This window comes from Pseudomonas sp. KB_15, from assembly GCF_052114525.1.
In the GTDB taxonomy this organism is placed as follows: Bacteria; Pseudomonadota; Gammaproteobacteria; order Pseudomonadales; family Pseudomonadaceae; genus Aquipseudomonas.
Genome location: NZ_JBFREX010000004.1, coordinates 172,492 through 187,047 on the forward strand (window position 1 = coordinate 172,492; position 14,556 = coordinate 187,047).

At 59.9% G+C, this 14,556-nt stretch carries 12 protein-coding genes; 5 read left to right on the forward strand and 7 right to left on the reverse strand.

Features of this window, described 5'->3' with window-relative positions:
- The first annotated feature begins 488 nt into the window (after window positions 1–488).
- Window positions 489–5,384 carry an NAD-glutamate dehydrogenase gene (locus AB4Z35_RS08030; RefSeq protein WP_442096582.1) on the forward strand — a complete coding sequence of 1,632 codons (4,896 nt, stop codon included), beginning with the start codon at window positions 489–491 and terminating at the stop codon, window positions 5,382–5,384.
- Between the two features lie 161 nt (window positions 5,385–5,545).
- On the opposite strand, the gene AB4Z35_RS08035 is transcribed toward AB4Z35_RS08030, so the two are convergent.
- The 4 genes from AB4Z35_RS08035 to pdxR form a co-directional block, all read right to left on the reverse strand.
- Window positions 5,546–6,256 carry an ATPase gene (locus tag AB4Z35_RS08035; RefSeq protein WP_442096583.1) on the reverse strand — a complete coding sequence of 237 codons (711 nt, stop codon included), beginning with the start codon at window positions 6,254–6,256 and terminating at the stop codon, window positions 5,546–5,548.
- 229 nt (window positions 6,257–6,485) lie between these two features.
- Complete coding sequence (locus AB4Z35_RS08040) at window positions 6,486–6,896, reverse strand: cupin domain-containing protein (RefSeq protein ID WP_442096584.1); 411 nt, start codon at window positions 6,894–6,896, stop codon at window positions 6,486–6,488.
- Window positions 6,897–7,063: 167 nt separating this feature from the next.
- Window positions 7,064–7,357 (reverse strand): antibiotic biosynthesis monooxygenase family protein, encoded by a 294-nt coding sequence (locus AB4Z35_RS08045; protein ID WP_442096585.1) that lies wholly within the window; start codon window positions 7,355–7,357, stop codon window positions 7,064–7,066.
- A 123-nt stretch (window positions 7,358–7,480) separates the two neighbouring features.
- Window positions 7,481–8,914 carry a MocR-like pyridoxine biosynthesis transcription factor PdxR gene (pdxR, locus tag AB4Z35_RS08050; RefSeq protein ID WP_442096586.1) on the reverse strand — a complete coding sequence of 478 codons (1,434 nt, stop codon included), beginning with the start codon at window positions 8,912–8,914 and terminating at the stop codon, window positions 7,481–7,483.
- A 205-nt stretch (window positions 8,915–9,119) separates the two neighbouring features.
- Here pdxR and AB4Z35_RS08055 point away from each other — a divergent pair, with 205 nt between their 5' ends.
- The 3 genes from AB4Z35_RS08055 (at window position 9,120) to AB4Z35_RS08065 (ending at window position 11,324) form a co-directional block, all read left to right on the forward strand.
- Window positions 9,120–9,560 carry a carboxymuconolactone decarboxylase family protein gene (locus AB4Z35_RS08055; protein ID WP_442096587.1) on the forward strand — a complete coding sequence of 147 codons (441 nt, stop codon included), beginning with the start codon at window positions 9,120–9,122 and terminating at the stop codon, window positions 9,558–9,560.
- Window positions 9,561–9,633: 73 nt separating this feature from the next.
- Entirely contained in the window at window positions 9,634–10,614 is a 981-nt protein-coding gene (locus AB4Z35_RS08060; RefSeq protein WP_442096588.1) for a LysR substrate-binding domain-containing protein, read from the forward strand.
- 188 nt (window positions 10,615–10,802) lie between these two features.
- Window positions 10,803–11,324 carry a GNAT family N-acetyltransferase gene (locus tag AB4Z35_RS08065; RefSeq protein WP_442096589.1) on the forward strand — a complete coding sequence of 174 codons (522 nt, stop codon included), beginning with the start codon at window positions 10,803–10,805 and terminating at the stop codon, window positions 11,322–11,324.
- 1 nt (window position 11,325) lies between these two features.
- Here AB4Z35_RS08065 and AB4Z35_RS08070 read toward each other — a convergent pair whose 3' ends face one another.
- Window positions 11,326–12,018, reverse strand: a complete 693-nt coding sequence (locus AB4Z35_RS08070) for an aspartate/glutamate racemase family protein (protein WP_442096590.1) — start codon at window positions 12,016–12,018, stop codon at window positions 11,326–11,328.
- A 151-nt stretch (window positions 12,019–12,169) separates the two neighbouring features.
- Here AB4Z35_RS08070 and AB4Z35_RS08075 point away from each other — a divergent pair, with 151 nt between their 5' ends.
- Window positions 12,170–12,664 carry a hypothetical protein gene (locus AB4Z35_RS08075; RefSeq protein WP_116261262.1) on the forward strand — a complete coding sequence of 165 codons (495 nt, stop codon included), beginning with the start codon at window positions 12,170–12,172 and terminating at the stop codon, window positions 12,662–12,664.
- A gap of 51 nt (window positions 12,665–12,715) precedes the next feature.
- On the opposite strand, the gene AB4Z35_RS08080 is transcribed toward AB4Z35_RS08075, so the two are convergent.
- Complete coding sequence (locus AB4Z35_RS08080) at window positions 12,716–12,937, reverse strand: hypothetical protein (RefSeq protein WP_007994527.1); 222 nt, start codon at window positions 12,935–12,937, stop codon at window positions 12,716–12,718.
- Window positions 12,937–14,364, reverse strand: a complete 1,428-nt coding sequence (ccoN, locus tag AB4Z35_RS08085) for a cytochrome-c oxidase, cbb3-type subunit I (RefSeq protein ID WP_442096591.1) — start codon at window positions 14,362–14,364, stop codon at window positions 12,937–12,939. Before ccoN ends, AB4Z35_RS08080 begins: the two co-directional genes overlap by 1 nt.
- Between the last annotated feature and the right edge of the window lie 192 nt (window positions 14,365–14,556).

The following is a 14,556-nucleotide window of genomic DNA, read 5'->3' on the forward strand; positions in this document are numbered from 1 at the left end:
GGTAAACGCAACAAAGGGCGATTCTGCCAGCCTGCGCACATTTCTGCTCGTCCGAGTGTCAATGACCGGGTCGTGGACGGACAGAGTGCTACTGGTCATTTCTGGTACGAATGTCCCGTAAAACCGGACGGAAAACCGTCATTTTTCTGTGTGAATGCTAGTGTTGTTCGATGCGTATGCCTTGAGCAGCGTACCGTTGACCGAATATGTCGCAGCATCGCAAGCACGGGCCTTGCCGCTCTCGTTAAGCTGCGCAACGGATGAGCACCTGTAAAGGCATTGCGCTGCGCGCAGCCAGTCGCTTTTGCAGATGCCCATTCACGGAAGGTGAATGTGACCTGAGTGTCTCGTCCAGCTTCACCCACCTGTCACCCTGTTTCCTCTGCCCGAGAATCAGGAACAGGGTGACGGCTAGCTTTGAAACGTAGCCCCGAAAGGGGTTTCGCGCGACGCTTCCATCAATAACAAGCCCAAGCGGAGTACCACAGATGGCGTTCTTCACCGCAGCCAGCAAAGCCGACTTCCAGCACCAACTGCAAGCGGCACTGGCGCAGCACATCAGTGAACAGGCACTGCCACAAGTGGCGCTGTTCGCTGAACAATTCTTCGGCATCATTTCCCTTGACGAGCTGACCCAGCGTCGGTTGTCCGACCTCGCTGGCTGCACCCTTTCTGCATGGCGCCTGCTTGAGCGCTTCGATCACGCGCAACCGCAAGTGCGCGTCTACAACCCCGATTACGAACGCCACGGCTGGCAGTCGACCCATACCGCGGTCGAAGTGCTGCACCACGATCTGCCATTCCTGGTGGACTCGGTGCGTACCGAGCTGAACCGCCGCGGCTACAGCATCCATACCCTGCAAACCACCGTGCTGAGCGTGCGTCGTGGCAGCAAGGGCGAGTTGCTGGAAATCCTGCCGAAAGGCACCCAGGGCGACGACATTCAGCAAGAGTCGCTGATGTACCTGGAAATCGACCGCTGCGCCAACACCGCCGAGCTCAATGTCCTGAGCAAAGAGCTGGAGCAGGTGCTCGGTGAAGTCCGCGTGGCCGTTGGCGATTTCGAGCCGATGAAGGCCAAGGTCCAGGAAATCCTGACCAAGCTGGACAACAGCCAGTTCGCCGGCGAAGGCGACGAGAAGAGCGAAATCAAGAGTTTCCTGGAGTGGCTGGTGGGCAACCACTTCACCTTCCTCGGCTACGAAGAGTTCGTGGTCAGCGATGAAGCCGACGGCGGCCACATCGTCTACGACAAGGACTCCTTCCTCGGCCTGACCAAGCTGCTGCGTGCCGGCCTGACCTACGATGACCTGCGCATCGAAGACTACGCCGTGAACTACCTGCGCGAACCGACCCTGCTGTCGTTCGCCAAGGCCGCGCACCCAAGCCGTGTGCATCGTCCGGCTTACCCGGACTACGTGTCGATTCGCGAAATCGACGCCAACGGCAAGGTCATCAAGGAATGCCGTTTCATGGGCCTGTACACCTCGTCGGTGTATGGCGAGAGCGTGCGGGTGATCCCGTACATCCGCCGCAAGGTCGAGGAAATCGAACGCCGTTCGGGCTTCCAGGCCAAGGCTCACCTGGGCAAGGAACTGGCGCAAGTACTCGAAGTGCTGCCGCGCGACGATCTGTTCCAGACGCCAGTGGACGAGTTGTTCAGCACCGTGATGTCGATCGTGCAGATCCAGGAACGCAACAAGATTCGCGTGTTCCTGCGCAAAGACCCGTACGGCCGTTTCTGCTACTGCCTGGCCTACGTGCCGCGTGACATCTACTCCACCGAAGTGCGCCAGAAGATCCAGCAAGTGCTGATGGATCGCCTGAAAGCGACCGATTGCGAGTTCTGGACCTTCTTCTCCGAGTCCGTGCTGGCCCGCGTGCAGTTGATCTTGCGCGTCGACCCGAAAAACCGCCTCGACATCGACCCGCTGCTGCTGGAAAAAGAAGTGGTGCAGGCCTGCCGCAGCTGGCAGGACGACTACGCCGCCCTGACCATCGAAAGCTTCGGCGAAGCCCATGGCACCAACGTGCTGGCCGACTTCCCGAAAGGCTTCCCGGCCGGTTACCGCGAGCGTTTCGCAGCCCACTCGGCTGTGGTCGACATGCAGCACCTGCTGAGCCTCAACGAAAAAAATCCGCTGGTGATGAGCTTCTATCAGCCGCTAGGCCAGGTTTCCGGCCAGCGCATGCTGCACTGCAAGCTGTACCACGCCGATACTCCGCTGGCGCTGTCCGACGTATTGCCGATCCTGGAAAACCTCGGCCTGCGCGTGCTGGGTGAGTTCCCTTACCGTCTGCGCCACAACAGTGGCCGCGAGTTCTGGATTCACGATTTCGCGTTCACTGCCGCCGAAGGCATGGAACTCGACATACAGCAGCTTAACGACACGCTGCAGGACGCATTCGTCCACATCGTGCGTGGCGATGCCGAGAACGATGGATTCAACCGCCTGGTACTGACCGCCGGCCTGCCATGGCGCGACGTGGCGCTGCTGCGTGCCTACGCCCGCTACATGAAGCAGATTCGTCTGGGCTTCGACCTGGGCTACATCGCCAGCACCCTGAACAACCACGCCGACATCGCTCGCGAGCTGACCCGGTTGTTCAAGACCCGTTTCTACCTGGCGCGCAAGCTGACCGGCGACGATCTGGGAGATAAGCAGCAACGCCTGGAACAAGCGATTCTCAGCGCCCTGGACGACGTCCAGGTGCTGAACGAAGACCGCATCCTGCGTCGCTACCTGGACCTGATCAAGGCCACCCTGCGCACCAACTTCTACCAGACCGATGCCAACGGCCATAACAAGTCGTACTTCAGCTTCAAGTTCAACCCGCACTTGATTCCGGAGCTGCCGAAGCCGGTACCGAAGTTTGAAATCTTCGTTTACTCGCCGCGCGTCGAAGGCGTGCACCTGCGCTTCGGCAACGTCGCTCGCGGCGGTCTGCGCTGGTCCGACCGTGAAGAAGACTTCCGTACCGAAGTCCTGGGCCTGGTAAAAGCCCAGCAAGTGAAGAACTCGGTGATCGTGCCGGTGGGTGCGAAGGGTGGCTTCCTGCCGCGTCGCCTGCCACTGGGCGGCAGCCGTGACGAGATCGCGGCCGAGGGCATCGCCTGCTACCGCATCTTCATTTCGGGCCTGTTGGACATCACCGACAACCTGAAAGACGGCGCACTGGTACCACCGGCCAACGTCGTGCGTCATGACGACGACGACCCGTACCTGGTGGTGGCGGCGGACAAGGGCACTGCGACTTTCTCCGACATCRCCAACGGCATCGCCATCGACTACGGCTTCTGGCTGGGTGATGCGTTTGCGTCCGGTGGTTCGGCCGGTTACGACCACAAGAAGATGGGCATCACCGCCAAGGGCGCGTGGGTTGGCGTACAGCGCCACTTCCGCGAGCGCGGTATCAATGTCCAGGAAGACAACATCACCGTGGTCGGCGTCGGCGATATGGCCGGCGACGTGTTCGGTAACGGCTTGTTGATGTCTGACAAGTTGCAACTGGTCGCAGCCTTCAACCACCTGCACATCTTCATCGACCCGAATCCGGAGCCGGCATCGAGCTTCGCCGAGCGTCAGCGCCTGTTCGACCTGCCGCGTTCGGCCTGGTCGGACTACGACACCAGCATCATGTCCGAAGGCGGCGGGATCTTCTCGCGCAGCGCGAAGAGCATCGCGATTTCCGAGCAGATGAAAGAGCGCTTCGACATCGAGGCCGACAAGCTGACCCCGACCGAACTGCTGAATGCCTTGCTCAAGGCGCCGGTGGATCTGCTGTGGAACGGTGGTATCGGTACCTACGTCAAAGCCAGCAGCGAAAGCCACGCCGATGTCGGCGACAAGGCCAACGATGCACTGCGCGTGAACGGCAATGAACTGCGCTGCAAAGTCGTGGGCGAGGGCGGTAACCTCGGCATGACCCAGCTGGGTCGCGTCGAGTTCGGCCTCAATGGCGGCGGCTCCAACACCGACTTCATCGACAACGCCGGTGGCGTGGACTGCTCCGACCATGAAGTGAACATCAAGATCCTGCTGAACGAAGTGGTTCAGGCCGGCGACATGACCGACAAGCAACGTAACCAGTTGCTGGCGAGCATGACCGACGAAGTCGGTGGTCTGGTGCTGGGCAACAACTACAAGCAGACTCAGGCCCTGTCCCTGGCAGCCCGTCGCGCCTTGCCGCGGATTGCCGAATACAAACGCCTGATGAACGATCTGGAAGGCCGCGGCAAGCTGGATCGCGCCATCGAGTTCCTGCCGGCCGAAGAAGCCATCAACGAGCGGATCGCGGCAGGCCATGGCCTGACCCGTGCCGAGCTGTCGGTGCTGATCTCCTACAGCAAGATCGACCTCAAGGAGCAGTTGCTGGGCTCCCTGGTGCCGGACGACGACTACCTGACCCGCGACATGGAAACCGCTTTCCCGCCAACGCTGGTGAGCAAGTTCTCCGCGGCCATGCGCCGTCACCGTCTGAAGCGCGAAATCGTCAGCACCCAGATCGCCAACGATCTGGTGAACCACATGGGCATCACCTTCGTTCAACGACTCAAAGAGTCGACCGGCATGAGCCCGGCGAACGTGGCCGGCGCCTACGTGATCGTGCGTGACATTTTCCATCTCCCGCACTGGTTCCGTCAGATCGAAAACCTGGATTACCAGGTTTCGGCCGACGTTCAACTGGAACTCATGGATGAGCTGATGCGCCTGGGCCGTCGCGCCACGCGCTGGTTCCTGCGTGCCCGTCGCAACGAGCAGAACGCTGCCCGTGACGTCGCGCACTTCGGTCCGCATCTGAAGGAGTTGGGCCTCAAGCTCGACGAACTGCTCAGTGGCGAGATCCGTGAGAACTGGCAGGCTCGCTATCAGGCGTACGTCGCAGCCGGTGTGCCGGAGTTGCTCGCGCGCATGGTGGCTGGCACTTCGCACCTGTACACCCTGCTGCCGATCATCGAGGCTTCCGACGTGACCGGCCAGGACCCCGCGGACGTGGCCAAGGCCTACTTCGCCGTGGGCAGCGCGCTGGACATCACCTGGTACCTGCAACAGATCAGCGCTCTGCCGGTTGAAAACAACTGGCAGGCCCTGGCCCGTGAAGCGTTCCGCGATGACGTCGACTGGCAGCAACGTGCGATCACCATCTCGGTCCTGCAACAGGGCGACGGCACCCAGGAAGTGGAAACACGGCTCTCCCTGTGGATGGCGCAGAACGACAGCATGATCGAGCGCTGGCGCGCCATGCTGGTGGAAATCCGTGCCGCCAGCGGCACGGACTACGCCATGTACGCGGTAGCCAACCGCGAGCTGCTGGACCTGGCATTGAGCGGGCAAGCGGTAGTGCCTGCCCTTGTCGCCGCCGAGCTGGAACCGGCGGCCTGATCAGGCGTTGAATGAAAAAGCCCCGCATTGAAAGATGCGGGGCTTTTTTTTGCTTGAGGTTCAGGGGAGTTTGTACTGGCCTCTTCGCGAGCAGGCTCGCTCCTACAGGTAGCATGCGGTCAACTGTAGGAGCGAGCCTGCTCGCGATAGGGTCTTCAGTTTCAATACAACTTCTGGCTTTGTTTAGAATCAAGCATCGACACATTACTTGTCGGGCTGGTCAGTAAATTGCTGAGCGACTGGTCAAACTTTTGCAATGCCCTGACTTGCACGTTCTGTTGTTCGTTAATGTCCGCAACTATATCTTCACTACGTTTATAGTCCGCCCAGACCGGACTAAGTGCTTTGGCATCGTGACCTTTTGCAGTACCGATGTAATTGAAGTTTTTGTCATAGAAGTCTGCACTGACATCCGCCTGTATGTCTGAACTGCGCGACGTTATCAGTTGACTGCGGGTGTCGACCACCGCCATCACATCCGGTTTCGCGGCCCTGAGGCTCTGCATGTCCGGATACACGGTAACCGAGCCGAATTGCCGTTGCAGGGAGGCCTTGACCCAATCCACGGCCAGGTCTGGCCTGGAAGTGGCTACGTAGGCGTCATGAATCGGCTGCACCAGCAGACTCTGACCGAAACCCGTGCCGGCGTTGGCCTGGTAGTCCCGAAGGTAGGCGCGGTTGGTCTGAGTATTCTGGCTGTAGACGATGCCCAGCGAGACATGGCTGCCGTTGGTAATACGGGTGGTTCCGCTGCGGCCTACCGGTTCGGTAAAGATACCGCTCAGCGAAGAAACCGCTGTCGGCGCGGTGGGGATCGAGCAACCGGTTAAAACAACGGCCATGGTCAACGTACTGGCAAGCACAAGTTTCATGGTGTTTCTCCAGTGAATCAACTTCAGTCGAAAGTTAAAGTTGCCGGTGTTTTAYCGGCGGTGACTCAAGACTAAACCCTGGATGATTTATTTAAATAGCCAATATCCACCCTTGTCAGGCGACCAATAGTTTTGTTTGGTTTAAAAGCTTTCGGTTAATTGCGCGAGGAAATTAAAAGGCCCGAATTCGCGATTCGAGCCTTTTTATTTATAGCTGTACGTTCAGCCATCAGTGTTCCAGTGGGATCAACACTTTCTCATCGGGGGCCAATACCATGAACACCAGCAACCTGGCCGGCCGGGTCGCGCTGGCGTTTTTCGACACCATGTGTTCCGACCCGGCCGGTTCATACCAGAACTCACCGGCCTTGAAGGTTTTCGCCGCCTCGCCTTTGACTTGGGAAATGATCTCTCCCGAAATGACATAAGCCATGGCGGTGCCTTCGTGCTTGTGGGCGATGGAGGACTGCCCCGGCTTGTAATCGACCTCGATCATCAGCGCTTTTTTACCGGGGACGTTTTTCAGCATTTCGTCCTGCAGGACAGTGACCTTTTCCGAAGGGTCATGGGCAAACGCCGACGCGCAGGCCATCAGGGCCAGGGCAGCAAGGGGGGCAGCACAGAAGCGCAACACGTTCATGGTTCTTTACCTGCGGTGGGTTAGTTGTCGAAAACAACAGTAGTCCGCAAGCAATAGAGGTTAAACAGCCAATATTCTGGAAGGCGAGGGGACCAATTACAGAAGATTCCGGGCCAATGGAGAAAAAATTTTGGCGAGGGAGCAAGCTCCCTCGCCACAGGTATCGGTTAAACGATCGGAAAACTGTTGAAGTCCACGGCATTGGCCAGTTGGCTATCGATCAGGCCGATGAAGCCCTGGACCTCCGGGCAGTTGAAATGCGATCGCATGGCCGCTTCCGATTGCCAGTGGGCGCTGACAGTCCAGCGATTGGTGTCCTCGGGGCAGCGGTCGACCATATAGGAATCGCAGCCGGGAAGTTCACGCAGGGTTTCGACAATCTTCTGCAATTGCCTGCCCAGTTCATCCGAGCGGCCGGCGGCGGCCTGTACCTGTACGGTGTTGATCACTTCATAGGACATTGCTCACACTCCTGAATCAGGCCGGACGAATCCTGCTCATTGAGGGATAACGCCTATGCAGGATAGGCCTGAGCCTCGGGACCGCCAATAGCCAATCGCCGGATAAAGCCGCAGGCCAATCCGTCAGGCCACCTGCTGCAAGATGTCGCGCAAACGATCCAGGGCGATGTCGATGTCGAGGGTTTCGATGGCGCCAAAACCGAAGAAAAGCCCGGCCCTTGGCGTTTCCTGATAGAAAAAGCTGTCGATGGCATAGAGCCCGACTTCGACTTTTTTCGCCAGTTCGATCACCAATGGAATATCCAGCGACACTTTGCACAGCACCGCCATGTGGAAACCGGCGGTGGACGGCACTGCCTCCAGCCAGGGCGAAAGATCGCCGGCCATTCGTGTCAGGATCCGCTCGCGGCGCCCGGCATAGATCGTATGGCAGCGCCGGATGTGCTTGAGCAGGCAGCCTTCGGCGATGAACTTGGCCAGCGCCCATTGCGGCAGGGTCGAGGTGTGCAGGTCGGTGAGCTGTTTGGCACGCACCACGGCCTCGAGGATCGCCGGCGGCAGGATCGCATAGCCGAGCCGCAGTTCCGGCAACAGGGTTTTGGAGAACGTCCCGACGTAAGCGACGATCCCGCGTTCATCCATGCTTTGCAGGGAATCGGTGGGGCGGCCCTCGTAGCGAAATTCACTGTCGTAGTCGTCCTCGATGATGATTGCGCCCAACTCATGGGCCTTGGCCAGCAGTGCTTCCCGGCGCGCCTGGCTCATCGGCATGCCCAGCGGGAACTGGTGCGAAGGGGTGACATAGATCAGACGAGTGCCGCGAGGAATCCGGTCCACCACAATGCCTTCGGCGTCTACCGGTACGCCAATCACCGTGGCGCCATGGGTGCCGAACAGCAGCCGCGCCGGCGGGTAGCCGGGGTCCTCCATGGCGACCAGGCTACCCGGACTGATCAGCACCCGGGCAATCAGGTCCAGCGCCTGCTGCGCGCCGTTGCACACCACCACATCCTCATCCTGACAATTGACCCCGCGGGAGAACGCGATGTGCTGCGCAATGGCGTTGCGCAGCGCCGGCAAGCCCTCGGGCAGGCTGTACAAGCCCTTGGAACCGGCCATCTGGCGCAGCGCGTGAGAGGTGCAGCGCCGCCAGTCATCCTGGGGAAACTGGCCTTTGCTGGTGGCGCCTCCAATGAAGTCGTAGCGCAGCGAGCCTTCCAGGGTCGGGTGACGCAGAAACACCGGCAGGTTGCGCCAGGACTCGATCACCTCGAAGCCGCCAAGCTCGGTGTGGCTCTGTTTACGCTGCACCTTCGACGAGCGCGCATTGACGTAGGTGCCTTTGCCGACCACCCCGGTGAGGAAGTTTTCGTAGGTCAGCTGGGCGTAGGTATCGGATATGGTCTTGCGCGAAATACCCAATTGTTCGGCCAGCAGACGGCTGGGCGGCAGTTGCGTCCCGGCAGTCAGGCGACCGGACTCGATGGCGCTGCGCAGTTGGTTGTACAGCTGGCCGGCCAGGTCCTTGCGACCGTTGATGACAACATGTAGTTCCATACCGGCGAGGCTCCGGGGCGATTGAGGCGCGTGTGCGTCGCGCAAGATTACCCCTATCCGCCGGTGGTACAGAAGTTGTGCAGTGGAAAAACCGTCAATTGGTCTGGTGGCGGTGGTCCCCGGGGAATTCGCCCAATTGGATCTGTCATGCCCCCGCGCCAGCGACTACCGTGGAGGTTACATCACGGCTGCACGAGATCGCTCCATGAACCCCCGTCTGGACTACTACAGCGCGTCCCCCAAAGCGATGAAAGCCATGATCGCCATGGAGGCCCTGACCAGCAGCCTGAGCATCGAGCCGGGCCTGCTGCACCTGATCAAGATTCGCGCATCGCAGCTTAACGGCTGTGCCTTTTGCACCGACATGCACTCGGTGGATGCCAGGCGCCTGGGCGAAAGCGATAGGCGCCTGTATTCCATCGTGGTCTGGCGTGACAGCAACTTTTTCAATCCGCGGGAAAGAGCCGCGCTGGCCTGGACCGAGGCGGTCACCTTACTCTCCGAAAGCCACGTGCCGGACGATGTCTACGTCCAAACCCGGGAGCAGTTCAGTGAAAGCGAAATGGTTGACTTGACCATCGCCATCACCACCATCAACAGCTGGAATCGCCTGGCCGTGAGCTTTCGGCAAACACCCAGCGCCTGAGTCATTGTCATGGCAGGTTCATGAACGTTGCGCAGGATGCAACTGTCAGTGTCAGGTCGACAGGGAGTCCTCGATGTCAGTCATGGAAATCTGCACCCGACGGGGTGCTGCCAAGTATCGTGTAGCGATCGATAAAAACGCGTCCTGGCGCCAGTTGGCAGCGGGTATCGACCCCGAACTGGCGCTGTGTTTCACCGTCAGCGCCCGTTGTGGTTGTTTCATGCAGGCCGCCCGCAGTCTCAACATCAAGGCCACCCGTCTGCGCAGGCAACTGGTGCTGCTGGAAACGCAGCTCCAGTGTTCACTGTTCAACCTTTCAGAAAATGGTTTCAGCCTCAGTCGCGATGGCTTGCGCTTGCACGCACAACTGATCGCGCTGGCCCATGAGCGTGATTTGCCGGTGATCGAGCAGCCGTTGATTCGCCTGGCCGTGGCCGATTCGATCCTGCATGACATTCTCGGACGTAACCTGGTTGCACTGCTGCGACGTAATGCCAGTGTGCGCCTGGACATCATGACGCTCGACAGCGAGTTGTCCCTGCAAGCGGTCAGCGCCGACGTGGTGGTGTGGCTGGGCAATACCGAGTCGCCGTTGCCGGGGCCGAGCTTTGCCACCACCGAACCCCGGCGTCTGGTGCAACTGCAATACCTGCCGCACATTGCCAAGCGCTACTCGCGGGTCGCTTCCAGGCCGGAAAGCCTGGATGAACTGGCCGATTTTCTCCTGGTGCAATGGCGACAGGACTGCCAGGTTGAAAGCTTCCGGCCATGGAATGCACTGGTGGATCAACGCCTGGCCGGGGCGGTGCAACTGCAATCCTACGAGCTGATGCTGGAGATGATCCGTTGCGGCGCCTGCATCGGCCTGCTGCCACACTACATGAGCCACTTCGACCGCGGGCTGGTTGCCTTGCCGGGCTTGTTTGCCCAGCCGATGCAACGTCAGGTGTGGATGGCAGTCAATGCCGAGTCACAGGGTACAGCGCAGGTGCGGATGATCGTCGAGTTGATTGAAAACACCTTCGGCGAGCGTCGGGAGTGGTTCGAAAGCTGAGTGCGATCCATCTGTGGGAGCGGGCTTGCTCGCGAAGGCGTCATCACATTCAACATTGAAGGTGTCTGGTCAACCGCTTTCGCGAGCAAGTCGGATCGCCGCACCGCCGCTCCCACATTGGTTCTCGCCATGCTGGAAGGAAGCGTTATAGAGTGAACGGCCATGTCTGCTTCAAGGATGATTCACCCATGCCAGCCACTGATCCCGTCATCACCCTCGAACGCTTCAACGAATCCCATATCGAAGGCATTACGGCGCTGTACAACGATCCTGCAATCGCCCGCCAAACCCTGCAAATGCCGCTTCAGTCCACCGAACTCTGGCGCAGTCGCCTGGCGCTGGATAACGAACGCCTGGTGAAAGTGGTGGCCCTGCATCAAGGCACGGTCATCGGCAACATTGGCCTGGAGCAGTTCTCGCGCATTCGTCGCAGCCATGCCGGCAGTTTCGGCATGGGCGTTGCGGTGGCGTGGCAGGGCAAGGGCGTGGGCTCCAGGCTGCTCGCTACGGCGCTGGATATCGCCGACAACTGGATGAACCTGCAGCGCGTCGAGCTTTCGGTGTACGCCGACAACGAAGCGGCCATTGCGCTGTATCGCAAGTTCGGTTTCGAAACTGAAGGCCTGTTGCGTGATTACGCCGTACGCGACGGTGTGCTGGTGGACACCTTGAGCATGGCGCGCCTGCGTCGCACGCCCAAGGCTGGTTGAGTCAGTCGCCCAAGGCGAACGCCACCGCAGCTTGCGCATGCAGCTCGGTGGTGTCGAGCAAGGGCAGGGTGCTGTGTTCGGGTTTGATCAGCAAACCGATTTCCGTGCAGCCAAGGATGATCGCCTGGGCGCCGCGCCGAGTCAGTGCCTTGATCACCTGCTGATACACCTGGCGTGAGGCTTCGCTGATCACGCCGACGCACAACTCGTCGTAGATGATCCGGTGCACGGCCTGGCGCTCCTCGGCCTCCGGCACCAGCACCGTCAAGCCCCGGGCAGCGAGGCGTGCCTTGAGGAAGTCCTGTTCCATGGTAAACGCGGTGCCCAGCAAACCCACCTTCAATGCACCGGCCTCGACCGCTGCCTGAGCGGCCGGATCAGCGATGTGCAGGAAGGGAATGTCGATGGCGGCCTGAATCTGCCCGGCGACCTTGTGCATGGTGTTGGTGCACAACACCACGCAATCGGCGCCACCTGCCTGCAAGCGCTGCGCGGCATCCACCAGGATCAACGCCGCGTCGTCCCAGCGACCGGCGTGCTGGGCCTGTTCGACAGGGCCGAAGTCGACGCTGTACATGAGCAATTTCGCCGAACGCAACGGCCCGAGGCGCTCGCGTACCTGCTGGTTGATCAGACGGTAATACTCGGCGCTGGACTCCCAGCTCATGCCGCCGATCAGGCCGATGGTGCGCATATCGTGCTCCGTTTGTCAGGTGAAGTGCGCACCTACAGTGCCCGCGATTACGCGACGGTGCAAACTGTCGTCAGGTATTAGTCGTACGCAGCGTGCGCGCATCTGCCATGCTCGAAGTCCGCAGTACCGCTCCAACCAAAGGAACACCGCAATGGACGACGTACGGCAACTGGGCGAGATGCTTCGCCACTACGCAGAAAGCGAAGCGCACAAAAAACAAGTGTTTGAGGCGCAATCGGCCGAGTGGGCGACGCGCATCGGCGATCTGTTCGATCAGATCCAGCAATGGCTGGAGCCGGTGCTGGCGCCGAATCTGCTGGAGGTGAAACGCGAAGCCTATGTTGCGTTCGGGCCGAGCGTGCCGGTCGAGACGTCGACGTTCAAGACCGAAAAATTGTCCATTGCGATTGCCGGCAAACCGGTGGAGTTCGTGCCGGATGTGATGGGCGCCGGTGGGCAGATTTCCCTGGCAGTGATGGGCTTTACCGCTGCGCGCTATGGCAGCGTTTCGCTGGTGTGCCTGCCGCCGTCGAACGCCTGGCAGTGGCGCAAGACCAATGGCTTGAAAGACCCGGATACCTTTGCGTTCGATGCGGATTTTCTGGCGCAGCAGCTACAGGTTTTGATCCCCCGGGATCGTGGCTGACAGGTTCCAGTTTTGTGAACAATAAATATCCCATGTGGGAGCGGCGTTGCATCAGAAATCGGTGTTTCCCCAGCCTGGCTTCGCCTCTTCGGGCGCCACTGCATTGATGGTCTTCCCGGTAGCCGCCTCCACCCGTCGAGCCACCTCAGGGTCGTCGGCAAACGGGATCAGGCTGGCGTCATCCAGGCTCTCGGTGGTCTGGTGGCGCAAGCAGTATTCGATGGCGAACCACAGAAACCCCATACCCAGCAGGTTCAGCACGACTTCAGTCATCAGGCTATCTGCGCCTCACGTTCCACCATCGCCACGTCCGTTACCCGCACCGTGCGCCACACGTTGTAGGCCATCAGCAACATGCCCATGAGGAAGAACACCCCACCAGCAAAGCGCACGACGAATCCCGGATGGCTGGCCTGCAAGGCTTCGACGAAGGAGTAGGTCAGCGTGCCGTCATCGTTGATCGCGCGCCACATCAGGCCCTGGGTGATGCCGTTGACCCACATCGAGGCGATGTACAGCACGGTGCCGATGGTCGCCAGCCAAAAGTGCAGGTTGATCAGCGGCGTGCTGTGCATCTGCTCACGTCCGAATACCTTCGGCACCATGTGATAGGTCGCACCGAAGGTAATCATCGCCACCCAGCCGAGCGCCCCGGCGTGCACGTGGCCGATGGTCCAGTCGGTATAGTGGGAGAGGGCGTTGACGGTCTTGATCGCCATCATCGGTCCTTCGAAGGTCGACATGCCGTAGAAGGCCAGGGACAACACCAGGAAACGCAGGATCGGGTCGGTGCGCAACTTATGCCAGGCGCCCGACAGGGTCATCATACCGTTGATCATTCCGCCCCAGCTCGGCGCCAGCAGGATCAGCGACATGGCCATGCCCAGCGACTGAGCCCAGTCCGGTAGCGCGGTATAGTGCAAGTGGTGCGGACCGGCCCAGATGTACAGGGTGATCAGCGCCCAGAAATGCACGATCGACAAACGATAGGAATACACCGGGCGGCCGGCCTGTTTCGGCACGAAGTAATACATCATCCCCAGGAAGCCGGTGGTCAGGAAAAAGCCCACGGCGTTGTGCCCGTACCACCACTGGACCATGGCGTCGGTGGCTCCGGAGTACACCGGGTAGGACTTGAACCAGCCCACCGGAATCGACAGGTGGTTGACCACGTGCAACATCGCAATGACCACGATGAACGCACCGAAGAACCAGTTGCCGACATAGATGTGTTTGGTCTTGCGCTGCACCACGGTGGTGAAGAACACGATGGCATAAGCGACCCAGACCACGGTCATCCACACCGCGCCGGAGAACTCGATCTCGGCGTATTCCTTGGTGGTGGTGTAGCCCAGCGGCAGGGTGATCAGCATCACCACAATCACCGACTGCCAGCCCCAGAAGGTGAACGCAGCGAGTTTGTCCGAGAACAGTCGCACCTGACAGGTGCGCTGCACCGCGTAATAACTGGCGGCGAATTGCGCGCTGCCGGCGAAACCGAAAATCACCAGGCTGGTGTGCAGCGGGCGCAAGCGGCCGAAGGTGGTCCACGGCAGGTCCAGGTTCATCTGCGGCCACACCAGTTGCGAGGCGATCCACACGCCCATCGCCATCCCGACGATGCCCCAGATCACGGTCGCCACGACGAATTGGCGCACGACCTTGTAGTTATAGGCCTGTCCGATAGTTGTTGTGCTCATGATCGATGCTTCCACGGTTGCAATGCCGTGCACTGTAGAAATCCCGATGAAAACAAAACAGGCTCAGGACACTTTCATTTATGCAGATCAGATTTGAGAGCCGCCGGCGGCCATCTGCTGCGTTCTGATACGGTTTTTATGCATTCAGGTGAATCTGTAATGATCTGCGCCGCAGGTCCATAGTCATGCCAC